The following is a 24,759-nucleotide window of genomic DNA, read 5'->3' as shown; positions in this document are numbered from 1 at the left end:
GCCCCGCCCGCGTCGGATTTCCATGGACTCCCCACGCATCCGGATACTGCCGGCCCCGTCGTGTGAACGCGCCGGGTCGGCGGTAGGTCTCGTCGACCCGCACCACGACTCCACCCTGCACCACGACCGCACCCCGTCGCGTCCTGCGGCGCCGCCGGTACCGCAACGGCCGCCATCCCAGGTGCCCCCTACCGGCTCACGGACGGTGGCCGCGGCCACGCTGGAGGCCCGACGGTTCGCAATCGCGACGGTCTCGTTGGCGTTCGAAGTGATTGATCGGCGTCGCTCACTGACCCACGTGCAGCCACGTGTCGCCCCGGCGGTACTCGACCAGCTCGGGGTACTCGTCCGGACCAACGTCGCCCGCTCCGGCGCCGACGGCGCCGACGGCGCTCGCATGCGGCGCGTCCACATCCAGATGTGCGGCTCGGGGGCGGCGGAGATCTTCGGCAGCTACGCGAGGGGACCGCGGGTGCGGGCATTCGCCGGACGCATCGAGCGGCTGCCGTGCCGGGTGCGCACACCCCAGTCGCCCGGTGACCGGCGCTATCAGAACACCGCGACCAAGGTCGAATACCGTTGGCAGTTGGTGTCTTTCATCCTCGCGTAACACGACTGGCCGCGGATGACCCGGATCGGCACCACCACGGGCCACGCGCACCGCCGACAGATCTGGGCGACCGCATTCGCCGTGCGCATCCGCGGCGATAGGATCGGTCGGTGGCGAACCGTCTGTCCGCGCGTGAGGCGGTCTCGTATTTCCTCGACGACGCGGGAACCACCACGCACCTGGGCGCGCTGCTGATCCTGCCCGGCGATTCGGGCAAGAAGCGTTCTGCGCCAAAGCCCGTCACGATCGGCTCGCTCGACTATCCGTCGCTCGCGCGGCTGGTGGAGAATCGGCTGCAACTGGCTCCCCGCTACCGGCAGGTGGTCCGTGAGGTCGCGTTGGCGCTCGGGCGGCCGGTCTGGATCGACGATCCCGACTTCGACATCAACTTCCACATCCGCCGCTCGGGATTGCCGAGGCCGGGAAACATGGGCGATCTCGACGACCTGATCTCCCGGGTGATGTCACGGCCACTCGATCGCAGCAGACCCTTGTGGGAGATGTACCTCATCGAAGGGCTCGCCGACGGCGGGCTCGCGATCCTGACGAAATCGCACAAGTGCCTCGTCGACGACGGCGATCGCGAGATCAGCACACTGATCTGCGACGACACCGCCCAGACCGCGGCACTGCCCGCCGATCTGTGGATGCCCGGCACGCCGCCCGGGGCTGCCGAACTGGCGATCGGGGCGATCACCGAGACGTTGGCGCGACCCGGCGAACTCATCGATTCGGTACTCGGGGGCAACGGTTTGCTGGGCGAGGCGCGCGCGGTGGTGTCGGGTGTGGCGCGCCGCGCGGGGAGGGTGGTGCAGCAGCTCACCGACTCCGCCCCGTCGAGCGTGCTCAACACCCCCGGATCGTCCACTCGGATGTTCACCGTCGCCACCGCACCGCGGCGCGGCGTGGCCAAGATCGCCGAGCGATACCGGTGCACGGTCAACGACGTCGAACTGGCCATCATCACCGGGTCGATGCGCCGCTGGCTGCTGTCGGTGGACGCGATGGGCGAGTTCGGTGACACAGTGCGTGCCATGCTGCCGTTGGGTGCGCGCGAGAAGGGCGTCACCGCCGATCCTGTTCCCGACAGCTGGATCAACGTGGACGAACCGACTTTCGTCACGGATCTGCCGGTGGGCGAGTCCAACCCGCAGGTTCGGTTGGCGCAGGTGGCGGGGCTGGCACATCGGTACTCGCAGTCGTCGCGTCGGGTGTCGAGTGGGGCGCAGCCGCTCTTCGCCGAACTCGGGGTGGTCCCCTTCGGCGAGTTGAGTTCGCGTGCGTTTCGTTCGCTGGACCGACGGGGGTACAACGTGCCGGTGTCGATGGGCACCGCACCCATCTCACAGCGCTACGTCCTGGGACGGCCGGTCGGCAGCCTCTACGCGGTGCCCAATCTGGTGAGTGGGCGGGCCCTGGCGGTCAGCGTTGTGGAGTACGTCGACCACCTCGGGTTCGCGTTCATCGCCGATCGCGGGGTGATGACGGATCTACCCGAAATGGCCGAGTACGTCACCGAATCGTACGAGGAACTCGTCGAGGGCAAGTGACGCGATCGCACCGACGGCATCACCGGGGCGGGTGCCATCCGCCCGCGCCTGTGGTCATCCGCCCGCGCCTGAGGCCATCCGCCCGCGCCTGTGGTCATCCGCCCGCCCGGGTGCCGCGCGGCGACACTAGGCTGAGATCTCAGAGTGTGAGTGCCGGTGTCGGCGGGGAGGAACGCAAGCGATGAGGGTGTACTTTCCGGCGACTTTGACGATGCTGATGGCACTCGCCGAGACCGGTGAATTCCGGCCGGTCGGCGGCACCGGCTTCGCCCTGACCCCGGCGCTGCGTGAGTCGTATGTGTCCGGCGACGACGAGGAACTGGCCGAGGCGGCGGTCCGCGAGGCGGCGCGTGCGTCGTTGCGGCTGCTGGCCGGTGAGCCGCCCGAGGCGGGTGATTCGTCGGCCGCCGCCGATCTCGAGGCCGATGCGCGCACCACGAAGCCCGGCGACACGCCGCGGCTTCCTCCGCGCCGCGCGGTGGTCGCCGCAGACGTCACCGAGGTCACCCTGCGCCCCGAACTCGACGACGCCGTGGTGAAGGTGGCCGGTCCGGTCCCGACCTCGGCGATCGCCTCGATCCTCGTCGACGGCGCCGACGCCGAGGACTCGGTGCGGACCGCGGTGATCGTGGTGGATGCCGCCGATCTCGGCGACGAGGATGCCGAACTCGCGATCGGTGACGTGGAGGACCACGACTTGGGGTGGTACGCCACACAAGAACTGCCGTTCCTGCTCGATCTGCTGTGACTCCTGCACGAGCCGCGGCGATCCCGATGAGCTAACCTACGGAAGCGTAGGTTGGCTTCGGCGGTGAGGAGATGTGGTCGGCGATGAGCTGGTTGGAACGCTTCGAGGCACCGGTGGCCGACGTCGCCGCCCGCCACCGGGGTGCGCAGTGGGTGCGCGCGGCGGTGTCGCGGGTCACCACACCGCTGTTGCCCGACGACTATCTCCACCTCGCCAATCCGTTGTGGTCGGCGCGCGAGCTGCGCGGCAAGGTGGTGTCGGTGGTCCGGGAGACCGACGACACCGCGACGATCCGGATCCGTCCCGGCTGGGGCTTCTCGCTTGACTACAGCGCCGGTCAGTACATCGGGATCGGGGTCCTGGTGAGCGGCCGGTGGACCTGGCGCTCGTACTCACTCACGTCCGTCCCCGATCTGACCCGCACCGACAAGACCATCGCGATCACCGTGAAGGCGATGCCCGAGGGGTTCCTGTCCAGCCACCTGGTCAACGGACTCTCGCCGGGCACCGTGGTCCGGCTGGCGGCGCCGAAAGGGGAGTTCGTGCTGCCCGACCCGCTGCCGTCGAAGATCCTGTTCCTCACCGCGGGCAGCGGTGTGACACCGATCATCTCGATGCTGAGAATGATGCGGCACCGGCAGCAATCCGGCGACGTGGTGCTCATCCACTCGACTCCCACCGACGCCGACCTGCTCTTCGGCGACGAACTGGCCGACATGGCGGCGTCGGGTCTGTTGGACCTGCACGTGCAGCACACCCGCAGCGACGGCAAGCTGACCCCGGATCTGCTCGCCGAACTGTGCCCGGACTGGCGCGAACGCGCGACGTGGGCCTGCGGCCCGGGCGGCTTCCTCGACATGCTCACCACCGCGTACGACGACGCCGGCGTGCCCGAGCTCCTGCACATCGAACGCTTCGCACTGGAGCGGGGTGCGGTGGGTGCCCAGGGCGGTGAGGTCACTTTCTCCCGAAGTGGCCGGACCGCCACGGCCGACGGCGCGACCACCCTGCTGGAATCGGGCGAATCCGCCGGCGTGATCATGCCGTTCGGATGCCGGATGGGAATCTGTCAGAGTTGCGTGGTGATGCTGGAGAAGGGCTGCGTACGCGACCTGCGCTCGGGCGTCGAACACGTCGAGGGTGAACGAATCCAGACGTGTGTGAGCGCGGCGGCGGGGGATTGCACCCTGGGCGTGTGAGACACGCGGACCGGCGAACATGCTGGTCGGCGACTCGTGCGGAGCGGGCAGCGTCCGTATTGTCCACCTCCTGCCGCGTCGACGCGTAGGCTCTTCGGGTGAAACAGTCGACCACGGAGGAGAATCCGCGTGCGAACTGAACTGACCGAGTTGACCGCGACGAGTGATGTCCCGGTATGTGATGACGGCACCGTCACGCTGCGTGCCCATCAGGCCGACGACGTCGATCGGATCGTCGAGTACGCCACCGACCCGCTGACCATGCGATGGGCGAAGATGCCGTCGCCCTACGGGCGCTCGGACGCCGAGCGGTTCATCGTCAACGCGCTGCAGGGCTGGCGCGACGGCACGTCGATGATCTGGGCGATCGAGCACGACGGCCGATTCGTCGGCAGCGTCGACCTCCGTGGACCCGGGCGCGTTGTCGACATCGGCTTCGGGCTGCACCCCGATGCCCGGGGGCAGGGTCTTGCGCGGCGCGCGATGGTGCTCGCCATGGAGTACGCCGTGGCCGAACGCGACGTCGAGGTCGTTCGGTGGCAGGCCGCCGAAGGAAATCTGACGAGTCTGCGCGCCGCACATGCTGCGGGCTTCACCCTGGTGGGACGCTTGCCCGACTGGCTTGAGATGAACAGCGGTGTGGTCGACGCCTGGTGCGGAAAATGGCATGCGGGCGACGGTTTCGAGCCCACAACCGTATGGCGCGCAACGACTTTCGAGACCGATCGGTTCCGTCTGCGACCGCTCGAGCCCAAGGACGACGAACGTATCCGGGAGACGCTCGATGATCCGATCTCGCGGAAGTACCTGTTCGGCCGGCCCGATCCGCTGACGCTCGAGCATGCCGCGGCCGAGCGGACCCGCAAGTGGTGGACGGCCGCACGAGGCGAAACGTGCACCTGGGCCGTCGCCGACAAGGAGACCGACGACTACCTCGGTGACATCTCGCTGTTCAAGATCGATCCCGTGGTCGGTGCGGAGGCGGGCTTCTACACGCACCCGGAGGCGCGTGGCTCCGGTGTGCTGGGGGAGGCCTTTCCGGCTGCCGTCGAGCACAGCTTCGATGTCCTGGGGGTGCGGCGGCTGACGATGCTCGCAGCGGACTCGAACGAGGGCAGCAAGAAGCTCGCGCAGCGCGCGGGATTCCATGAGTTCGGCGTCCAGCCGCTCGCCGCGAGCTCCGACGGCCACATCGAAGACCTCGTCGGATACGAGCTGCTCCGCGAGGAACTCGCCGACTGACCCGGCGGAGCAAGCGCCCTTCGGCTCACCGGCGGGGAACTCGATGCGGATTACGGTGTGTCCCCGAAAGCTGGGGCTTTTGCCCGCCCCGCGTCGGTGGGAGGCTGACGTGGAGGGCGGGCGAGCCGCCACCGTAAGCGGTGAGACCGGAGGAACCATGGCTGCGTCCAACGACCTCGAATCCGATGAGTTCCGCCATGTCGACCTCTGCATCGTCGGTGCGGGTGTGGCCGGCTTGAACGCGCTCGCGGTGGCCACCGGGTATCTCGACGCGGGGCAGCGCGTCGCACTCGTCGATCGTCGTGAGAACGCGGGCGGGATGTGGAACGACACGTATTCCTATGTGCGGCTGCATCAACCCTACGAGTTCTTCACCGCCGGCGATATCGCCTGGCAACTGCGGCGCGCACCTGAGTATCTCGCCACCAAGCCGGAAGTGCTCGGGCACCTCCGATACTGCCGCGACGTATTGTCCGATCGCGTCGGACTCGAGGAGTACTACGGCTGGAGCATGGTTGGCTACGACGAGGACTCCGACGGGGTCACGGTCCAACTCAGCGGACCCGACGGTCGGCGACAGATCATCCGAACGCCCCGGTTGATCAACGCCTTCGGATTCGATGTCACGCCGAACAAGCCACTGGCACTGTCGAGTTCGCAGGTCAACTCGGTCTCGCCCGATTCCTTCGACTTCACCGAGAGGCGATTCGCCGAGAGTCACACCCCGGTGTGGATCGTCGGCGGCGGCAAGACCGCCATGGACACGGCGGCGCTGATCATGGCGCGCAATCCCGGTCGTGAGGTGAACCTGGTGGCCGGTGCCGGGACGTTCTTCAACAACCGTGAGGCCGTGTTCCCGGTCGGTGTGCGCAGGTGGTTGGCAGGCAGAACCGCCAGTCAGGTGTTCGGCAAGTACGCCGACATGTACGACGGCACAAACGATCAGCAGGTCACCGACGCCTACCGCCGGGTCTATGGGATAACACCGATGCGGGAGGCCGAGAGGTTTCTCAACGGGAACCTCTCGCCGTCGGAGCGAGATGCGATCTCCGCCGGGCTCAACAGCACGGTGATGGATTATCTGTCCGACGTCGTCGACCGGAATGATCTGCCGCAGTTGGTGTTCCGTAGCGGCGAGGAGGTGCCGACGGTCCCGGGGAGTTGGGTGGTGAACTGTACCGGCTACATCCTGCGCGAGAACACGACTGACGCGCCGTATGTGTCGGCGGGCGGTCGTGTGGTCACCATCCATTCCGGGTCGGCGATTGCCCAGTTCTCCACGTATGCGTCCTATTTCCTCACCCACCTCGCCTTTCTGGGCAAGCTGGACTCCACGCCGCTCTACCAGACCGACCTGACCGTGGTGACGCGCAACCATTCGCAGTCCTCGGTCGGCATCGGGTGCTGTCTCGCGATGTACAACCTCGGCTTGATCGCCGATGAGGTCCCGCTGCGGGTTTTCACGAAATGCGGGGTTGACTTCGACCGGTGGGCACCGATGCCCCGGCGTCTCGCGGCGTCGGCCCAGTTCATGCTGACCCATCGCCGCAAGCGCGAGCACTACCGCGCCGCGTTGGACACTGCGGCGCAGCGGCTCGGCATCCGATGCGGCCCGCTCGTCGGAGTCGGCGCCACATCCTGACCGGTCCTGACCGGGCACTCCTCACACGGGTGGACAGTCCTCCCCGAATAACCTACGCTTGCGTAAGTTACGGAGTCGTAGGCAGGCGTGGTCGTAGGCAGAAGACGTCGGTACAGCCCAAGCTCCGTCGGACCGTGACCACCGGCAAGCAGGGAGGGCGCTTTCATGGCGATCACCGACATTCCCGAGTACGCGCATCTGAGCAAGGCCGACATCGAAGAACTCGGCCGTGAACTCGATCAGATCCGGGCCGACATCGAGGCCGACCGCGGCGAACGCGACGCCCGCTACATCCGCAACACCATCCGGGTGCATCGCGGCCTCGAGGCGGTCGGTAGGGCACTGATCGTCGGCTCGTCATCGCGGCCACTGTGGTGGGCGGGCGCGGGCACCCTCGGTGTCGCCAAGATCATCGAGAACATGGAACTCGGCCACAACATCATGCACGGCCAGTGGGACTGGATGAACGATCCGGAGGTCCACTCGACGTCGTGGGAATGGGACAACACCGACCCGTCGGCGCATTGGAAGCACACCCACAACTACATCCATCACAAGTACACCAACGTGCTGGGCATGGACGACGACGTGGGTTACGGGTTGCTGCGCGTCACCCGTGACCAGCGTTGGCGGCCTTTCTATCTCGGCAATCTCGCCTACAACACGCTGCTCGCGTTGCTGTTCGAGTACGGCGTGGCCGCGCAGCATCTCGAACTGGGCAAGAAGCGGCGGACCGAGGCCGACAAGGAGCAGTTCCGCCGCGACCTCGCCGACGTCGGCCGCAAGATCGGTCGACAGGTGACCAAGGACTACGTGATCCAGCCGGCGCTCGCCGCGGCCGTGACCGGTCGCCGGGTCGGCTACCGCAGAGCGTTCGGCAAGGCCGCCACGGCCACGCTGACGGCCAACGTGATCCGCAACCTGTGGACCAACGCGGTGATCTTCTGCGGTCATTTCCCCGACGGGGCAGAGAAGTTCACCAAGCAGGACGTCGACAGCGAAACCCAGGCCGAGTGGTATCTGCGGCAGATGCTGGGCAGCGCCAACTTCCGCAGCGGCTTCCTGCTCGCCTTCATGAGCGGCAACCTCTCGTACCAGATCGAACACCACATTTATCCGGACCTGCCGTCGAATCGGCTGGCCGAGATCTCGGTGCGGGTGCGGGAGCTGTGCGACAAATACGACCTGCCCTACACGACCGGCTCGTTTCCGCTGCAGTACGCCAAGTCGTGGCGGACCATCGCGAAGCTGTCGCTACCGGACAAGTACCTGCGCGCCACGTCCGACGATGCCCCCGAGACCGCATCGGAGCTCCGCTTCAAGGCCGACCTGCCCGCCGGTGCCCGGCTGCGGCCCACGATCGACCCGCACAGCGGCCGTCGACGCGGTCTGCGCTCGGCGATCGAAGCGTTGCGGGGACGACGTCGACGGGCACGCGGCAGCGTCTCGGCGCAGGCGACGATCCACGACCGCGCGGCCTGATCTAGGGACTTCCGACTTTCGGCTCTTCGTCGGGCACGACGATGTGGGCCATAATGGAACGCAATGGCGATCACCGACATCAACGAGTATGCGCACCTGACGGCTGCCGACGTGGAGGCGCTGGGTGCCGAACTCGACGCCCTGCGACGGGAGGTCGAAGCCGACCTGGGCGAGCGCGACGTGCGCTACCTGCACCGAACGATCCGCGCCCATCGCGTGCTGGAGGTGGTCGGGCGCGCGGCGCTGCTGGGCAGCAATCGGCGGTCGTTGTGGCTGCTCGGCACCGGGGCGTTGTCGCTGTCGAAGATCATCGAGAACATGGAGCTCGGGCACAACGTGATGCACGGGCAGTGGGACTGGATGAACGATCCCGAGGTGCACTCGTCCACCTATGAGTGGGACATGGTGTGCGCCGCGCCGCACTGGAAGCACTCGCACAACTACATCCATCACAAGTACACCAACGTCGTCGGGATGGATCACGACGTGGGCTACCGGACTCTTCGGGTCACCCGTGACGAGCCGTGGGAACCCAAATTCCTGTTCCAGCCACTGACAAACGTGGCGCTGGCGGCGACATTCCAGTGGGGGATCGGACTGCACGACCTCGAACTGTCCGATGTCGTACGGGGCAAGAAGCCCAAAGAGGTCGCGATCCCGCAGATCAAGACGTTTCTGCGCAAGATCGGCAAACAGGTCGGCAAGGATTACGTGCTCTTCCCGGCGCTGAGCGGACCCAACTTCGTGCACACGCTCACCGCCAATCTCACCGCCAACCTGATCCGCAACCTGTGGGCGTACGTGGTGATCTTCTGCGGACACTTCCCCGACGGTGCGGAGAAGTTCACCGTCGAGTCCCTCACCGACGAGACGCCGGGCCAGTGGTACCTGCGTCAGATGCTGGGCTCGGCTAATTTCCGCGCCGGCCCCGCCATGGCGTTCATGTCGGGGAACCTGTGCTACCAGATCGAGCACCACCTCTATCCCGACCTGCCGTCGAATCGGCTGGCCGAGATCGCCGTGCGGGTACAGGCGCTGTGCGAGAAGTACGACCTGCCCTACTCGACGGGCTCGCTGTGGATGCAGTACCTCAAGACGTTGCGGACGATCAACAAACTCGCGCTGCCCGACGAGTTCCTGCGCGACACCTCCGACGACGCACCCGAGACCGCGTCGGAGCGTCGCTTTGTCGGCATCGACCGCGCGATCGGACTCAAGACCGCGCTCTCGGAGGTGCGACACCGGCGGCGGTTGCGTCGCCGGACACGCGCTCACTGATCGTCGAGCCCCCTGCTGAGAACCGCCCGCAACAGTCGACGCACCGCCATCGCCCGACGGTGGGACGGCCCGGTGAGCTGATCGAGTGCGCACTCCGGGTCGGCAGGTGGCCCGAGGTGGGTGCACCCGCGCGGACAGTTCTCGACCGCCTCACGCAGATCGTCGAAGGCGTCGACGATGTCGTCGGGTCCCACGTGCGCGAGCCCGAACGAGCGGATCCCCGGGGTGTCGACCACCCACGTCCGTGGCCCGCCGCCGGGCAGTGGCAGCGCCACCGACGCGGTGGAGGTGTGTCGGCCCTTGCCCACCCCGGAGACCACGCCGGTCGCCCGATCCGCATCGGGCACAAGACGATTCACCAAGGTGGACTTGCCCACCCCGGAGTGTCCGATCAACGCGGTGAGGTGGCCGCGCAGCAGTGCCAGCACGTCGTCGAGGGGATCGTCGCGTCCGGCGCGGACGATGGGGATGTCGAGACCGTCGAACGATTCGACGAACCCGGTGGGGTCGGCGAGGTCGGTCTTGGTCAGGCACAGGATGGGTTCGAGCCGGCCGACGTAGGCGGCGGCCAGCGCGCGTTCGACGAATCCGGTGCGCGGGGGCGGGTCGGCGAGTGCGGTCACGATGAGTAGCCGGTCGGCGTTCGCGACGACGATCCGCTCGTAGGGGTCGGTGTCATCGGCCGTGCGGCGCAACACCGTTCGGCGCTCGGCCACCCGCACGATACGCGCGAGGGTGTCGGCCCTGCCGGACACGTCGCCCACCACGTCCACCTCGTCACCGACGACGATCGGGGTGCGGCCGAGTTCGCGCGCACGCATCGCCACGACGTGCGCGTCGGGATCGCCACCGAGTGCACAGCCCCACCTGCCCCGGTCCACCGACACCACCATCGCCTGTTCCGCGTCCTCGTGGGAGGGGCGGGTCTTGGTGCGCGGGCGGCTGCCCTTGCCGGGACGAATCCGCACATCGGATTCGTCGTAGCTGCTCGCGCGCCGGCTCACCGTCAGGCCACCACCGTGATCATGGCCACCGTGATCATGCGAGCCGCCCCGGTCACGGCTGCCCGATCATCTGCTGCCACATCCCGGGGAAGTCGGGCAGGGTCTTGGCGGTGGTCTCGATGTCGTCGACGGTGATCGCGTCCACCCGAAGCCCCAGAATCGCACCCGCCGTGGCCATCCGATGGTCGGCGTAGGACTGCCAGTGCGCCCCGTGGAGTTCGGCGGGCCGGATGATCAGTCCGTCGTCGGTTTCGGTGATGTCCCCACCGAGGCGCCCGATCTCGGTGGCGAGTGCGGCCAGCCGATCGGTCTCGTGGCCACGCAGGTGCGCGATGCCCGAGAGCACCGATTCGCCGTCGGCGAGGGCGGCGAGGGCGGCGATCGTCGGCGTGAGTTCCCCGATGTCACGCAGATCGCGGGTGATGGGCGACAGCCGCCGCGGGCCGCGCACCGTCAGCACACCGCCGTCGAGTTCGGCGGTGCACCCCATCTCGACGAGGATGTCGACGATCTGCGCGCCGGGCTGCGTGGTGGTGGCCGGCCAGCGCGGCACCCCCACCGTGCCGCCGGTGACCGCGGCGGCGGCGAGGAACGCCGCGGCGTTCGACAGGTCGGGTTCGCAGGCCACGTCGACCGCGGTGATGGTTCCCGGGGCCACCCGCCACGTGTCGGGCTCGGAGGTGTCCACCGCGACGCCCGCGGTCGCCAGCATGTCGACGGTCATGTCGATGTGAGGGGTGGACGGAACCGGTGGGCCGACGTGCTCGATGGTCATGCCCTTGTCGAAACGCGCGGCGCTGAGCAATAGTCCGGAGACGAACTGGGACGATCCGGAGGCGTCGATGGTGACGGTGCCGCCCGGCGCCGACCCACCGCCGTGCACGGTGAACGGGAGAGCATCACCGTCCACGTCGGCGCCCAGTGCGCGCAGCGCGTCGAGGATCGTGGCGAGTGGTCGGGTGCGTGCCTGCGGGTCACCGTCGAACGAGACGTCGCCATGCGCGAGTGCCGCCACCGGAGGCAGGAACCGCATCACCGTTCCGGCAAGCCCGCAGTAGACGTCACCGCCGTGCAGTGGCGCCGGTTCGATCGACACGGTGGTGGGGTCGGCGGGATCGACCCGCACGCGTGCGCCCAGTGCGGTGAGCCCGGAGAGCATGAGGTTGGTGTCACGGCTGCGCAGGGTGCCGGTGATGGTGGACGGACCGTCGGCGAGTGCGGCGAGCACCAGCGCCCGATTGGTGATCGACTTCGAGCCGGGCAGCGCCACCACGGCGTCGATCGGCTCGGTCACCGTGGGGGCGGTCCAGATGCTCATGCGCTCCAGTCTCGCACGGGCACCATCAGCGGTTGTCGAGCCGCAACGGGTGGTTGGCGGGAACCTCCACCAGGATGAGGAGTCTGCCGTCGGGGTCGTTGAGGTGCATCTCGATCAGTCCCCACGGTTCGGTCAGCGGCTCCCTGACGATCTCGACCCCGGCGGCCCGCACTTCTCGTGCCACGGCGTGAACGTCGCGAACCTGCAGCCACAGCGCAGCCCCCGATGCGTGATCGGTGGGCAGGTCGGCGCTCATGTGACCGGGAACCTCGATCAGGCCGTTGCCCGCGTGGAACACCAGTCCACCCGGATATTCTCGGGCCACCGCGAGGTGTAGGCGGTGCCGGTAGAAGAACTGGAGCTTCTCCGGGTCGCGCGACCGCAGCAGGATGCGGCTTGTCAGGACCTCCATGCCCTCTGTCTACACGGTTACCGATCGGTCGGACGCGAGATCTCGCATGGCGAGTCGCGGTGATCGGGGTGTGCGGTCACTGACCTTCGGTGGTCCCGTCGGTGCCGCCGAGTGCGTGACCGCGGTTGAGGTCGTTGCCGTGACGAGCCGCCTCGTAGATCGCCTTTTCCCGTGCGATGCGGTCGGTCTCACCGATCGGTTTCGCATCGCCGAAGGCGAAGGCCGATTCGTGCGGCGCCTCGTGCGGGATGTCGGGGTCGTCGACCTCGGGGTCGACGTTCTCGGGTTGCGGGCTAGTGGACATAGGTCAACGATAGGCCTGCAGCGGTGCCCGCACGTGTCATGTGGTGGCGTCCTCACCACGACTGGAGAACTTTCCGTCGGTGACGTCGTCCCACTGGTCGAACAGACGTTTCACCTTCGGGTCGCCCTGGCTCTTGATCCAGTCGCAGAGCTCCCGGGGCGTCGACGGATTGGTGACGATGAACGGGTGCAGACCCGCATCGTGTTCGGCGAGGATACGCAGCGTTTCGGGGCTGGTGTTCGGGTCGGCGGCGGCGAGCGCGTCGCGCGGGTCGAACGCGGCGCCACGCGGGGCATCCGATCCCGCGACCCCGGCGTTGTCGCCGGCGATGTCGATCTCGCCGGTGTTGTGGTAGTCGACCGGGTCGGTCGAGGTGCTGCGCCAGTTGAACACCAGGTTCAGCACGATCGCGCAGATGGCGCCGGCGGAGATGCCCGAATGGAAGATCGTCTGGAACCAGTCGGGGAACTTGGCGTACAGGTCGAGTGCGACCGGGATCTTGTCGTCATTGGTGTACGAGAGGCTTGCCTCGGTCAGCATCGCCACGCCGACCGAGATCGCCACGACCAGGATGTTGGAGTTGTTGAACTTGACCTTGGTGAGCGTGCGGACACCGCTCGCGGCGACCATGCCGAACAACGCCACGCCCGCGCCACCGAGGACCGGCTGCGGGATTCCCTCGATGATCGCCGCCATCTTCGGGATCAGGCCCAGGATCACCAGGATTCCGCCGGCGCAGGTCGCGACGTGGCGTGACTTGACGCCGGTGATGGCCACGAGTCCGACGTTCTGGGCGAACGCCGTGTACGGGAAGGTGTTGAAGATGCCGCCCAGCACGGTGCCCGCACCGTCCGCGCGCATGCCGTCGGCGAGGCGTTGCGGAGTGATCTTCTCGTCGACGATCTCACCGACTGCCACGATGTCGCCGGTGGTTTCGGTCATGATCACCAGGGCCACGATGATCATTGCGATGATCGAACTCAGGTCGAAGCTCGGGAAGCCGAAGTAGAAGGGTTCGGGCACCGCGAACCACGAACTCGAACCCACGCCGCTCCAGTCGGTCATCCCGAACGGGATGGCGATGAGTGTGCCCGCGACGAGTCCGAGGAGGATGGAGACGCGTTTGATCGCCGGGGTACCGAACCGTTCCAGCAGGATGATGATGAGCAGGGTGAGGAATCCGAACGCGATCGATTTGGGTGCGCCGAAGTCCTCGCCGGACGACACCCCGCCGCCGAACCAGCCGGCGGCCACGCTCATCAGCGATATGCCGATGATCAGGATGATGGTCCCGGTGACCAGCGGTGGGAAGAATCTGATGAGCCGCCCGACGATGGGTGCGACGAGCATCATGAACACGCCGCAGGCGATCACCGACCCGTAGATCGCGGTCATGCCGTGGTTGAGGCCGATCGTGATCATCGGTCCCACCGCGGCGAACGTGACACCCTGCATCAGCGGCAGCCGGACACCGAACCGCCAGAAGCCGACGGCCTGCAAGATGGTGGCGATGCCGGCCACGAACAGGTCGGCGGTGATCAGATGCACGATCTCGTTCGCCTGCATCTGCCCGGCCGAGACCATGGCCCCACCGACGATGAGCGGCACGGCCACCGCCCCCGCATACATGGCCATCACGTGCTGAAGGCCCAGGGGGAACAGCTTGGTCAGTGGTGGGATCTCGTCCACCGGTCGATCGGTCTGCTTGCCGTGCTTGATCGTGTCGAGAACCGCCATGCTCTGTATCTACTTTTTGTACGTTTCGCTTGTGCCGCACCTGTGTGACGACGATGTTTCCGACACCGGTGGACAATGGTCCGCGTGGCAGCACACGGTCTCCGACGCAGCGCCGGACTCCTCGTGTACCGAAGGCGTGGCGCCGGGGGGCCGGTGCCGTCGACCGCCGGTATCGAGGTGCTGATCGCTCATCCCGGCGGTCCGCTGTGGGCCCGGCGTGACGACGGTGCGTGGTCGATACCCAAGGGTCTACTCGAGCCAGGGGAACGCGAATACGAGACGGCCCGCCGCGAATTCGCCGAGGAGATCGGTCAGCCGCCGCCCGAGGGGCCGATGATCGAGCTCGGCGAGGTGCGACTGGCCAGCGGCAAGGTCGTCGTCGCCTTCGCAGTCGAGGGAGACCTCGACGTTGCCACCGTCACCAGCAACACGTTCGAGATGGTGTGGCCGCCGCGCTCCGGGCGTATTCAGAGCTTCCCCGAGATCGATCGCGCCCAGTGGTTCGTGCCCGCCGACGCGAAGAGGAAGCTCAATCCGGCGCAGGCGGAGTTCGTCGATCGCCTGCTCGCTACGGTGAAGCGGTGACTGGTGAAGCGATGACCGGCGGCGCGGGGGACTCGCCGCTGATCGGGCTGTTCAATTCCGTCGGCACCCGATTCGACGTGCTGACCCCGCAGCTGTGGGGACCGGTGGGCCACGCGCTTGTGGAAGCCGTCTCGATCCGCCCGGCCGAGCGGGTACTCGACATCTGCTCGGGTACCGGAGCAAGTGCGCTGCCCGCTGCGCGGTCGGCGGGACCCGGTGGCCACGTGGTATCCGTCGACTTCGCCGGCGAGCTTCTCGACGTCGCGCGACGCAACGCCGTCGCACAAGGACTCGACGGGATCGAGTTCGTCCGCGCCGACGTCACCACGCTCACGCCCGGAGTGCCGCCGTGCGCGGAGGCGTTCGACGCGATCGTCTGCTCCTTCGGGGTGTTCTTCCTCCCCGAGATGGACGACGCGGTCCGCCGGTTGCTGACCCTGCTACGGCCCGGCGGTCGCATGGGCGTATCGATCTGGCACACGGGTTCGATGCGCGAGTTCAGCGAGGCGTTCTTCGACTCGGTCACCGCGATCGCCGGACCCACGTCGCACCGCGGCCCGCGCAGTGCGGGAGCGGAGAGTCCCATCGCCCGCATCGACACCGAACCGGCTGTGTCGCAATGGTTCACCTCGCTCGGCGCGCGTGCCGTCGAGACCTCGGTCTTTCGTCTCCGCATCCCCTGCACCGATGAGTTCGCCTGGTCGATGGTGGGCAACAGCGGAATGCGCGGTGCGCTCGCGCCCCTCACCGCCGATCAGGTGGACGAGATCCGCACCGATTTCCTGGCGCGGCTGGCCGAACGCGATGTGGCGGAGGTCAATTGCGACACCCTGATCGCGGTTGCCACCGTCTGACCACGGGTGCTAGGTGATGGTGATGCCGCCGTCGACAGCGATGGTCTGACCGGTCACGTAGCCGCCGGCGGCCGAACTGAGCCAGATGGCGGTGGCGGCCAGCTCAGCGGGATCACCCATGCGGCCCACGATGACCCGGGGCATCTGCGAGTCGATGTAGCCGGGTACGTAGGTGTCGGTCATCTCGCTCTCGAAGAAGCCCGGGGCCAGGGCATTGACGCGGATACCCTTGCGCGCACCCCACTGCTGGGCGAGGTCGCGGGTGAGTCCGACGATCGCGGCCTTGCTCGCCGAGTACGCGGCCTGTGGCAGGCCGGCGGTGGTGAGGCCCAGGATGCTGGAGATGTTGACGATGGAGCTTCCGGGCTGCATCGCCCGCGCGGCGGCCTGTGCCATCCAGTACGAGCCGTTGAGGTTGATGTCCACCACCGACCGGAACTGGTCGGGGGTTTCGCGGGTGGCCGGCACGGCGGTCCCCACACCGGCGTTGTTGATGAGGATGTCGACACGGCCGAAGGTCTCCATCGCCGAGTCGATCGCGTGCTGGCACGCCGCCGGATCGACGACGTCGGTGGTCACCGACAAGGCTTTGCGGCCCCGGGCCTCCACCGCGGCGGCGGTCGAGGCCAGCCGGTCGGCGCGGCGGGCGGCGAGTACGACGTCGGCTCCCGCCTCGGCGAAGGCGGTCGCGAAGGCCACCCCGAGCCCGGACGAGGCGCCGGTGACGACGACCACCTTGTCGGTCACGCTGAACAGATCGAGCACAGACATTTCGGTTCCTCTCGAGAAGGGTCGGGGGGTTCAGAAGATCTCGGGCCGTGCGTCGAGGGTGGTGCGGTCGAGCGCGGCCAGCAGGTCGAACTGGGCGTCCACCTTGGGTAGCTCGTAGGTGAAGAAGTACTGTGCCGCGGCACGTTTGCCATCATAGAAGTCGCCGGCGCAACCGTCGGCGGCCAGCAACTGCTCCAACCACATCCAGGCGACGACGATGTGTCCGGTCGCCTCCAGATATGCGGTGGCGTTGGCCAGCGACACCGCGACATCGCCGGCCGACCACACCTGCGCGGTCACCGACACCAGCCGGTCCACCCGGCGGCGCAGCATGTCCGCCCAGCGTTGGGCATCGGCCGATTCCGCGGCCCGCGCGATCGTCGCACCGATGGTGTCGGCGAGCAGCCGCAGACCGGCGCCGCCGTTCATGATCACCTTGCGGCCCAACAGATCCAGGCCGTGAATGCCGTGCGTGCCCTCGTGAATGGGATTGAGCCGGTTGTCGCGGTAGAACTGTTCGACCGGGAACTCCCGGGTGTAGCCGTAACCACCGTGAATCTGGATCGCCAGGTCATTGGCGGCCAGGCACCATTGCGAGGGCCACGATTTGGCAATCGGGGTCAGCACGTCGAGCAGCAGACCCGCGGTGGCGGCTTCCGCCTCGTCGCCGGTCTGCTGCTGGTCGACGAGTTTGCTGCTGTAGAGGCCGAGCGCCAATGCGCCCTCCACATAGGATTTCTGGGCCAGCAACATGCGTTTGACGTCGGCGTGCTCGATGATCGGGACCGGCTTGCTGGTCGGGTCCTTGTGGCCGATGGGCCGTCCCTGGGTGCGGACCCTGGCGTACTCGAGTGATGCGAGGTAGCCGGCGTAACCCAGTGCGGTGGCGAGGAATCCGACGCCGATGCGCGCCTCGTTCATCATGTGGAACATGTAGGCCAGGCCCTTGTGTTCCTCGCCGACGAGATATCCCACTGCGCCGTTGCCGGTCTCGCCGAGGTTCAGCAGGCAGTTGGTGGTGGCGTGCTGACCCATCTTGTGATTGAGGCCGACCAGTGCGACGTCGTTGCGGGTGCCGTCGGTCAGGTATTTGGGGACGATGAACAGCGAGATGCCCTTGACGCCGGGCCCGCCGCCGGGCGCCTTCGCGAGGACGAGATGCACGATGTTCTCGCCGAGTTCGTGGTCGCCCGCGGAGATCCACATCTTGGTTCCGGTGACCCGGTAGCTGCCGTCGCCGGCGGGGACGGCCTTGGTGGTGATGTCGGCAAGCGACGATCCGGCCTGTGGTTCCGACAGGCACATCGTGCCGAAGTAGCGCCCCTCCACCATGGGTCGCACCCAGGTGTCGATCTGCTCGGGAGTGCCGTACTCGGTGAGCAGGTTGGCGTTGCCGACGGTGAGAAATGCATACGACGACATCGCGGCGTTGGCCGCCTGGAACCAGGCCATCGCCGCGCGGTTGACCACTGTGGGCAACTGCATGCCGCCGAGATCCTCGTCGAAGGGGCCGGCGATCAGTCCCGCCTTGAGGAACTCGGTGATCCCGCCGGTGATCTCATCGGGCAGCACGACGGTGCCGTCGTCGCCCACGTAGGGCTCCGCCACGTCGCCGATCTTGTTGGCGGGCGCGAAGCATTTGGTCGCGATGTCGGCGGACAGGTCGAGGACGGCGTCGAAGGTCTCGCGAGTGTGCTCGGCGAATCGTGCACGCGTGGTCAGCGATTCCACGTCGAGCCATTCGTACAGCAGGAATTCGAGGTCGCGGCGGGACAGGGCCTCGGCCATGGCACTCCTTCGGGTGACGTCGGGGACATTCACGAACGGGGGCATTCGCGAAAGGGGGCATTCACGAACGGGGGCATTCGCTAAGCGGTCGCTCATTTCTGAGCACTCGCTTATACTGCCCTGATGGCGGCCGGGGGTCAAGGTCGCGCGCATTGACGACCTGGGAGGAGAGGGACGGTGGCGGCTGGGGTGCGTGAATCGGTGGCAGCTCAGCGCATCCGGGCAGCGGCCACCGCGTCGTTCGCCGAGTTGGGTTACTCCGGTTCGTCCACCCGGCAGATCGCGGCACGTCTGAACATGAGCGCCGCCGCGATGTACCCGCACTTCCGGTCCAAGGAGGAACTGCTCTACTCGATCGCGCTGGAGGGACACCAGGGTGTGTACGACACCCTGGCCGCCGTCGACGACGCCCAACTGCCGTATCGGGCACGGCTGCGCGCGGTGGTCGGCGCCTTCGCGCGGTGGCAGGCCGAGCATCATCAGCTCGCCAAGGTGGTGCAGTACGAACTCGGGGCACTGACCCCCGAGCACTTCCGCGCCATCGCTGCGGTGCGACGGAAGACCACCGCGATCCTGGATCGCATCGTGTCGGCCGGGGTACAGGCGGGGGAGTTTGGTGCCGACGATCCAGGCGACGTGGTGCTGGCGATCTCGTCACTGTGTGTCGACGTGTGTCGCTGGTTCCCCAGTCGGGGCCACGATGATCCGGCGGCACTGGGTGAGGTCTATGCCCGCATGGCTGAGCGCATGGCACTCGCCGATTGAGCTGTCCCGCACGCTGATTGAGCTGCCCACCCGCTCCTACGTCGATCACGGGTGCGCTCCCGCGGCGCCATTTCCTTCCCGCGCATCGAATCACGTGCGCGGGAGGGAAATCGATCCGCGGGAGGCAGTGCTCTCGTGGGGCGAGGTGCGTTCCGTGCTCAGACGCCGAGCAGCCGGTGCCGTAGGGGAGTGTCGGCCGCGGCGTCGACCACCGTACCCGCCAGCGCCAGCGCGCCCTGCGCGATCGCCACCTCGGCCGCGGGCGTGAGGGTGGCGGCGGCGAACTCGGGCTGATGGTTGACCGCGGGCAGCGAGTCGATGCCGATGTACGGGTGGATCGCCGAAATCTGTTGTGACACATTGCCCATGTCGGTGGAGGCCCGTGCCATGGTGGCGTCGGGTCCCGTGCCGAACCGACGCCCTGCCGCCACGGCACGCCGCTCGTAGCAGGCCAGCAGATCCTCGTCGGTGCGGAACTCGGCGTACGGCCTGGATTCGGGGGTCACGGTGAGTTCGGCGCCGGTGGCCAGTGCACCCGCCTCGAAGCAGCGCAGCACCTTTGGCTCCACCTCGGCGAGTTCGGCCAGCGTCTCGGCCCGCACATACCAGCGGCCCTCGGTGTGTTCGGCGATGGCGTTGGGTGCCTCACCGCCCCGGGTCATCATCCCGTGCACTCGCACCGACGCCGGAAGCTGCTGTCGCAGAAGGCCGATCGCCACTTGCGCGATGGTGAACGCGTCGGCCGCGTTGACACCTCGTTCGGGGTACGCGGCAGCGTGGGCGGATTTCCCGCGATAGTCGATGTGGCTGTGGGAGACGGCAAACGGCTGTGCCCGCGCAACGTCGGCGGGACCGGGATGAACCATGGCCGCCGCGTGCTGCCCGACGAACCCGCCGCGCTCGAGCAACTCGATCTTGCCGCCGCCGCCCTCCTCGGCGGGCGTCCCGATCACGGAGAGGGTCAGGCCGAGGTCGTCGACGAGCGGAGCGAGCGCGGCCGCGGCACCCACGGTGATGGCGGAGATCAGATTGTGGCCGCACGCGTGCCCGAGTCCGGGCAACGCGTCGTACTCCGCGCAGAGTGCGACGTGCAGATCGCCGTCGCCGATCCGCGCCGCGAATGCGGTGTCGAGGCCGCAGAAGCGTTCGGTGACGTCGAAGCCGTACCCCGCGAGCCGGGTCGCCACCTGCGTGGCCGAACGAACCTCCTCCCAAGCGATCTCGGGATGATCGTAGAGATCCCGGGACAACTCGATCAGTGCGGGCAACGCGGTGTCCACGCCGCTGCGCAGCGCCGCGTCCAGGCCGCTCACCGGTCACCCGGCACGCCGTAGGAGGGGGCGCGCGTGGGATCCACGCCACGTACCCGGTAGTCGTTCTTCTGTGGCCGCCACACCTCCCACAGGCGGTCGAGTTCGGCGAGGGGATCGTCGGCATGGTCGACGCGCAGATCGGTCACCGGCCAGGGCACATCCGATACGACGCTCAGTCCGGCGGAATGCACGGGTCCTTCCTCCCCGCCCGCGGCCAGCGCCGCGTGGAGACCGTCAAGCAGGCGCCGCTCGAAGTCCTCCGCCGCGCTGCGAGTGAAACCGCTGAGCAGCGTGTCGATCACATCGGCGTCGGCGAGCAGATTGCCGGCCGCGACGGCCTGATCCCCGCGCACCTGCGCGTGCACCCCGAGACTGCGCGCTCCCGAGTGGGCGGCGGTGCCGCCCGCGGTGTCGACGACCGTCACCTGCCGATACTCGGGGAACGGTTCGGTGGCCAGCGCAGCGTCGAGTGCGGTCTGGGCGTCGGCGCCACCGGCGAGCAGGTCGAGGATCTGCGGACCCAGAGCGGGATTGGTGACATTCTGCGATGCCACCACCCCGACGCCCGCTCGCAGATGGGGGCACCGTGCGGCCACCGCGGGACTCGACGAACACACGATGATCCCGAACGAACCGGTGGCGGGGTCGCGGGCGACCAGCGACATGGTCATCGGGCGGCGCGTTCCGGGTCGCTGAGGACGGCGGTGGCGTCGATCTCCACGAGCCACTCCGGGCGCGCCAGCGCGTGGACCACCAGCCCGGTCGACACCGGGTACACACCCTTGAGCCAGCGGCCCATCACCCGGTAGACGGTTTCGCGGTAACGGATGTCGGTGAGGTAGACCGTGACCTTGACGATGTCGCGCAGCGAACTGCCCGTCTCGTCGAGCAGCATGGCGATGTTGCTCATCGCCTTCTCGGTCTGCGCGGCGACGTCGCCGATGCCGACCGATTCGCGGGTGTCGAGGTCTTGCCCGATTTGTCCGCGCAGGTACACCACGCCGCCGGCGACCACCGCCTGGCACAGGTCGTTGTCCAGGTTCTGTTCGGGGTAGGTGTCACGGGTGTTGAACGGCCGTATCCGGGTGTGGGTGACCTCGGGACCGGTGGCTGCGCTCATGCCGATACTCCTGTCCGAGCGGTGCAGGGGGTCTGGGTCTGCGGACGGTACGCGAGGTAGCCGCGTTGGATGGCGATCTGGTCGGCGAGGTATCGGGCGTCGTGCCACACCCCCCAGATGAAACTCGAGCCGCGCCGGGACAGCCAGGGCAGTCCCAGGAAGTAGATGCCGGGCTCCGGCGACACGCCGCGCTGGTGGCGTGGCCGACCGTTCTCGTCGACGGCGGCGTCGACCTGCAACCAGTCGTAGTCGTAGGCGAATCCGGTGGCCCACACGATCGATGTCACGCCGGCGGCGCCGAGATCGAGTGCCGCGATCGGGTCGGTCACGCATTCGGGCAGCGGCCCCAACGCCCGGGCCAGCGGCTCGGCAGGCAGGTCGAGACCGTTGCGGGCGATGTGCTCGTCGGCCTCGTCGAGCATGGAAAGATATGTGGCGTCGCCGTTCTCGATGTTGGTGCGCAGGTCCGGAGCGAAACGCATCACTCCCGCGTCGAAGTGTTCGGCACGGCCCAGCAGGGTGATCCCGTCGGCGGCGAGATCGCGGAAGTCCACCGTGTGTCCGCCGCGTGCGCCACTGACCGCGATGGTCACGTGCTCCGCGCCGGCCGGTGGTGTCGCGGCATCCCACTTGCCCAGAACGCCGAGCCACCAACAGAAGTCGCGGCCCCGATAGTGCCGGGGTGGTCGATCGTGCGGTCCCACGGCGAGATACACCTCGCGACCCGATGAGCGCAGTTCGTCGGCGATCTGGACCCCTGATGAGCCGGCGCCGACGACGAGTACCGCACCGGCCGGTAGCTGCTGCGGATTGTGGTAGTCACTCGAATGCAATTGGTGCAGTCCTGCGGTGTCGGGTACCAACGGCGGGATGACCGGCTTCTGGAATGCGCCGGTCGCCGACACCACGAAGCGGGCGTCGATGATTCCCTCGGAGGTCTCGACCCGAAAACCACTCGCGCCGTTGGTCTTCCGCACCGAGATCACGTCGACGCCGGTGCGGATCGGTGCGTCGATCCGTCGCGCATAAGCGGCCAGGTAGTCGGCGACCTCGTCCTTGGACGCGAAGGCGTCGGGATCGATGTCGAACTCCATGCCGGGGAAGCGATCGTGCCAGGCGGGGCCGTTGGCGACGAGCGAATCCCACCGCCACGTGCGCCACCGCTCGGCCACCCGGTCGCGTTCGAGAACCACGTGCGAAATGCCCTGCGCACCGAGGTGTTCACTCATCGCGATGCCGGCCTGCCCGCCACCCACGACGACAACCTCGATCGGGTTCTGCGTCATCTCGGCCTCCACTGGTCTGGCATCTGCGGTGTCGGTATTCATGATTCCCGTCCAGCTCTGCATCTGTACAGCGGATAGACCTGGGGTAATACATCGGTTGGGCCGAAGTAGCGGCATGGTGGTGCCTCAGCGATGCATTCGAGTGGCATGCCGTCAGGCGGTCGCCGCCCCCGACATCTCGGCCCACGTGAAGCCGCCGTGATCGCTGCCGAGTCCCTCGGCCACCTGTCCGGCCACCGCGCAGCCGACCTGGGCCGATTGCAGCAGCGACAGCCCGTGACCGCGAGCCACCAGGAATGCCGCGGAAAAGGCGTCGCCGCAGCCGCTGGTGTCCACCACATCGACGCCGGCGCGGGCCGGGGCGTGTTCGGTGTCGTCGGCCGTCACCACCCATGCCCCGTCGGCGCCCGCGGTCACCGCCACACAGGAGACGCCGTGAGCGATCAGCGCGCGCGAAGCGGTCACCAGATCGCTTTCGCCGGTCAGCCCACGCACCTGATCGTCGTTGGGCAGCAGGTAATCCAGCCGCGACAGCACGGGTTCGAGCCAGGCGAGCATGCCGGCGTTGCCGTCGGCCAGGATGTCGGCGGATATCGTGACCCCCGCCGCCCGGATGTCGTCGATCACCGGGGCGAGCTCGGGCGGATTGAGCAGTTCCGGAGCCCCGAGGTGGACGTGGTCGGCGCCGGTGAGCAGGTCGATCGGGAGCTCGGCAAGCGGATAGGCGAGATTCGCTCCGGGCATGTGCAGGGCCGGGCGGTCACCGTTGGGTCTGATCGGCAGCACACTCATCGACGTCGGCAGGTCCACCCGCACCAGATGCGTGGTGTCCACCCCGAAGCGCTGCAATGCCGTGGCGAGCATTCGGCCCGGATCGTCGTCGCCCACCGCGCCCACCGTCGCCACCTCGGCGCCCAGTTTGGCGGCGGTGAGAGCGGTGCCGCCCGCCGGGCCGGCCGGCGACATCCGGATGTGCTCGACGAGCGCTGCGCCCTGACCGGCGGGGATGTGTTCGACGGGCGCCGCCAGCACATCGAGTACGTGTGCGCCGACGGTCACCAGCCTCATCGGTCGTGTCCGGGGAAGGGCGTGTACTGGCGTCGCGCCGCGGTGGCGACCACCTCGGTCAGTTGTGCGGAGTCGAGGACGGCCGGGGTGCCTGCGGGCAGTGAGCGCAGATACACCTCGGCCAGCCAGTCCAGCAGTTCGATGTGTTCGCAGGCGGTTTCGAGGTTGCCGCCGATGGCCACCGACCCGTGGTTGCGCATCAGCGCCGCGGTGCGTTCGTGCAGCGCGGTGGTGACCGCGTCGCTGAGCTCCTGGCTGCCGAACACCGCGTAGGGAGCCACCCGCACCGATCCACCGATCATGGCCGCGGTGTAGTGGATCGGCGGCAACTCGTCGACGATGTTGGCCAGTGCCACCGACGCGACGGGATGGGCGTGTGCGACCGCCGAGGCCGACGTGGTGCGGTAGATGTCGAGGTGGAATCGCAGTTCCGACGTGGGCCGGTAGGGGGTGGGGACCACCACCGAACCCTCGAGGTCGACGATGACGAGCTGCTCGGGTTTCACCGACTCGAGGCGGCATCCGGACGGGGTGAGGAGGACGGCGTCCTCGACGCGGATCGACAGGTTGCCGCCGGTTCCCACGGTCAATCCGGCCGCCGCGAGTTGATGAGCGGCGGCACACAGCGATTCCCGCTGCTCCTCTATGTCCACGACTTCGACGGTAGTCCTCGGCGGGTGGTC

Annotated in this window: 24 protein-coding genes; 11 read left to right on the top strand and 13 right to left on the bottom strand. The window is 67.8% G+C overall.

The features are described 5' to 3' along the window. Positions 1–22 precede the first annotated feature (22 nt). From ACWDTD_RS02125 to ACWDTD_RS02090, 8 genes are all read left to right on the top strand, one after another. On the top strand, positions 23–610 hold the full coding sequence (locus ACWDTD_RS02125; protein WP_449745392.1) for an Rv3235 family protein: 588 nt from the start codon (positions 23–25) through the stop codon (positions 608–610). A 110-nt stretch (positions 611–720) separates the two neighbouring features. Continuing rightward, the gene (locus tag ACWDTD_RS02120) at positions 721–2,160 is read left to right on the top strand and encodes a wax ester/triacylglycerol synthase domain-containing protein (RefSeq protein ID WP_449745391.1); all 1,440 of its coding nucleotides are present in this window, start codon (positions 721–723) and stop codon (positions 2,158–2,160) included. Positions 2,161–2,341: 181 nt separating this feature from the next. Beyond that, positions 2,342–2,908 (top strand): DUF6912 family protein, encoded by a 567-nt coding sequence (locus ACWDTD_RS02115; protein ID WP_449745390.1) that lies wholly within the window; start codon positions 2,342–2,344, stop codon positions 2,906–2,908. An 83-nt stretch (positions 2,909–2,991) separates the two neighbouring features. Beyond that, positions 2,992–4,107: a ferredoxin reductase gene (locus ACWDTD_RS02110; RefSeq protein WP_449745389.1), complete on the top strand. Its 1,116-nt coding sequence runs from the start codon at positions 2,992–2,994 to the stop codon at positions 4,105–4,107. Positions 4,108–4,236: 129 nt separating this feature from the next. Next, positions 4,237–5,349, top strand: a complete 1,113-nt coding sequence (locus ACWDTD_RS02105) for a GNAT family N-acetyltransferase (RefSeq protein WP_449745388.1) — start codon at positions 4,237–4,239, stop codon at positions 5,347–5,349. A 157-nt stretch (positions 5,350–5,506) separates the two neighbouring features. Continuing rightward, entirely contained in the window at positions 5,507–6,991 is a 1,485-nt protein-coding gene (locus ACWDTD_RS02100) for an FAD-dependent oxidoreductase (protein ID WP_449745387.1), read from the top strand. 165 nt (positions 6,992–7,156) lie between these two features. After that, entirely contained in the window at positions 7,157–8,473 is a 1,317-nt protein-coding gene (locus tag ACWDTD_RS02095) for a fatty acid desaturase family protein (protein ID WP_449745386.1), read from the top strand. A gap of 63 nt (positions 8,474–8,536) precedes the next feature. After that, the gene (locus ACWDTD_RS02090; RefSeq protein ID WP_449745385.1) at positions 8,537–9,751 is read left to right on the top strand and encodes a fatty acid desaturase family protein; all 1,215 of its coding nucleotides are present in this window, start codon (positions 8,537–8,539) and stop codon (positions 9,749–9,751) included. Here ACWDTD_RS02090 and rsgA read toward each other — a convergent pair. From rsgA to ACWDTD_RS02065, 5 genes are all read right to left on the bottom strand, one after another. Beyond that, positions 9,745–10,755, bottom strand: a complete 1,011-nt coding sequence (gene rsgA / locus ACWDTD_RS02085; protein ID WP_449745384.1) for a ribosome small subunit-dependent GTPase A — start codon at positions 10,753–10,755, stop codon at positions 9,745–9,747. The two genes, ACWDTD_RS02090 and rsgA, sit on opposite strands and share 7 nt — an antisense overlap. A 52-nt stretch (positions 10,756–10,807) precedes the next feature. Further along, positions 10,808–12,073: a 3-phosphoshikimate 1-carboxyvinyltransferase gene (gene aroA, locus ACWDTD_RS02080; protein ID WP_449745383.1), complete on the bottom strand. Its 1,266-nt coding sequence runs from the start codon at positions 12,071–12,073 to the stop codon at positions 10,808–10,810. Between the two features lie 25 nt (positions 12,074–12,098). Beyond that, the gene (locus ACWDTD_RS02075; RefSeq protein WP_449745382.1) at positions 12,099–12,485 is read right to left on the bottom strand and encodes a VOC family protein; all 387 of its coding nucleotides are present in this window, start codon (positions 12,483–12,485) and stop codon (positions 12,099–12,101) included. Positions 12,486–12,561: 76 nt separating this feature from the next. Further along, entirely contained in the window at positions 12,562–12,789 is a 228-nt protein-coding gene (locus tag ACWDTD_RS02070) for a hypothetical protein (protein ID WP_449745381.1), read from the bottom strand. A gap of 36 nt (positions 12,790–12,825) precedes the next feature. After that, a complete protein-coding gene (locus ACWDTD_RS02065) occupies positions 12,826–14,526 on the bottom strand; it encodes a nucleobase:cation symporter-2 family protein (RefSeq protein ID WP_449745380.1) in 1,701 nt (566 codons plus the stop codon). Positions 14,527–14,601: 75 nt separating this feature from the next. Here ACWDTD_RS02065 and ACWDTD_RS02060 point away from each other — a divergent pair, with 75 nt between their 5' ends. Both ACWDTD_RS02060 and ACWDTD_RS02055 read left to right on the top strand, forming a co-directional pair. Beyond that, positions 14,602–15,111 carry an NUDIX domain-containing protein gene (locus ACWDTD_RS02060; protein ID WP_449745379.1) on the top strand — a complete coding sequence of 170 codons (510 nt, stop codon included), beginning with the start codon at positions 14,602–14,604 and terminating at the stop codon, positions 15,109–15,111. Then, the gene (locus ACWDTD_RS02055) at positions 15,108–15,965 is read left to right on the top strand and encodes a class I SAM-dependent methyltransferase (RefSeq protein WP_449745378.1); all 858 of its coding nucleotides are present in this window, start codon (positions 15,108–15,110) and stop codon (positions 15,963–15,965) included. The genes ACWDTD_RS02060 and ACWDTD_RS02055 overlap by 4 nt, the downstream gene beginning before the upstream one ends. Positions 15,966–15,974: 9 nt before the next feature. On the opposite strand, the gene ACWDTD_RS02050 is transcribed toward ACWDTD_RS02055, so the two are convergent. Together ACWDTD_RS02050 and ACWDTD_RS02045 are read right to left on the bottom strand one after the other, a co-directional pair. Further along, positions 15,975–16,736: an SDR family NAD(P)-dependent oxidoreductase gene (locus ACWDTD_RS02050; protein WP_449745377.1), complete on the bottom strand. Its 762-nt coding sequence runs from the start codon at positions 16,734–16,736 to the stop codon at positions 15,975–15,977. Between the two features lie 30 nt (positions 16,737–16,766). After that, positions 16,767–18,524, bottom strand: coding sequence for an acyl-CoA dehydrogenase (locus ACWDTD_RS02045; protein ID WP_449745376.1), 1,758 nt, complete (start codon positions 18,522–18,524; stop codon positions 16,767–16,769). 177 nt (positions 18,525–18,701) lie between these two features. On the opposite strand from ACWDTD_RS02045, the gene ACWDTD_RS02040 reads away from it, so the two are divergent. Further along, positions 18,702–19,289 (top strand): TetR/AcrR family transcriptional regulator, encoded by a 588-nt coding sequence (locus tag ACWDTD_RS02040; protein WP_449745375.1) that lies wholly within the window; start codon positions 18,702–18,704, stop codon positions 19,287–19,289. A gap of 158 nt (positions 19,290–19,447) precedes the next feature. Here the strand turns inward: ACWDTD_RS02040 and ACWDTD_RS02035 are convergent, their stop codons facing one another. The 6 genes from ACWDTD_RS02035 to ACWDTD_RS02010 all read right to left on the bottom strand — a co-directional run bounded on the left by ACWDTD_RS02035 (position 19,448) and on the right by ACWDTD_RS02010 (position 24,729). After that, positions 19,448–20,602 (bottom strand): M20 family metallopeptidase, encoded by a 1,155-nt coding sequence (locus ACWDTD_RS02035; RefSeq protein WP_449745374.1) that lies wholly within the window; start codon positions 20,600–20,602, stop codon positions 19,448–19,450. Then, entirely contained in the window at positions 20,599–21,273 is a 675-nt protein-coding gene (locus ACWDTD_RS02030; protein WP_449745373.1) for a DUF1028 domain-containing protein, read from the bottom strand. The genes ACWDTD_RS02035 and ACWDTD_RS02030 overlap by 4 nt, the downstream gene beginning before the upstream one ends. Further along, on the bottom strand, positions 21,270–21,722 hold the full coding sequence (locus ACWDTD_RS02025) for a RidA family protein (protein ID WP_449745372.1): 453 nt from the start codon (positions 21,720–21,722) through the stop codon (positions 21,270–21,272). The genes ACWDTD_RS02030 and ACWDTD_RS02025 overlap by 4 nt, the downstream gene beginning before the upstream one ends. Further along, a complete protein-coding gene (locus tag ACWDTD_RS02020; RefSeq protein WP_449745371.1) occupies positions 21,719–23,008 on the bottom strand; it encodes a flavin-containing monooxygenase in 1,290 nt (429 codons plus the stop codon). The genes ACWDTD_RS02025 and ACWDTD_RS02020 overlap by 4 nt, the downstream gene beginning before the upstream one ends. A 153-nt stretch (positions 23,009–23,161) precedes the next feature. Continuing rightward, positions 23,162–24,076, bottom strand: a complete 915-nt coding sequence (locus ACWDTD_RS02015; RefSeq protein ID WP_449745370.1) for a carbohydrate kinase family protein — start codon at positions 24,074–24,076, stop codon at positions 23,162–23,164. Then, positions 24,073–24,729, bottom strand: coding sequence for a class II aldolase/adducin family protein (locus ACWDTD_RS02010; protein WP_449745369.1), 657 nt, complete (start codon positions 24,727–24,729; stop codon positions 24,073–24,075). The genes ACWDTD_RS02015 and ACWDTD_RS02010 overlap by 4 nt, the downstream gene beginning before the upstream one ends. Positions 24,730–24,759: the final 30 nt, after the last annotated feature.

The sequence above is a fragment of the Gordonia sp. NPDC003425 genome (assembly GCF_053588635.1).
Note: the sequence above shows the minus strand (reverse complement) of the source record. Positions and strands in the feature narration are given on the sequence as shown.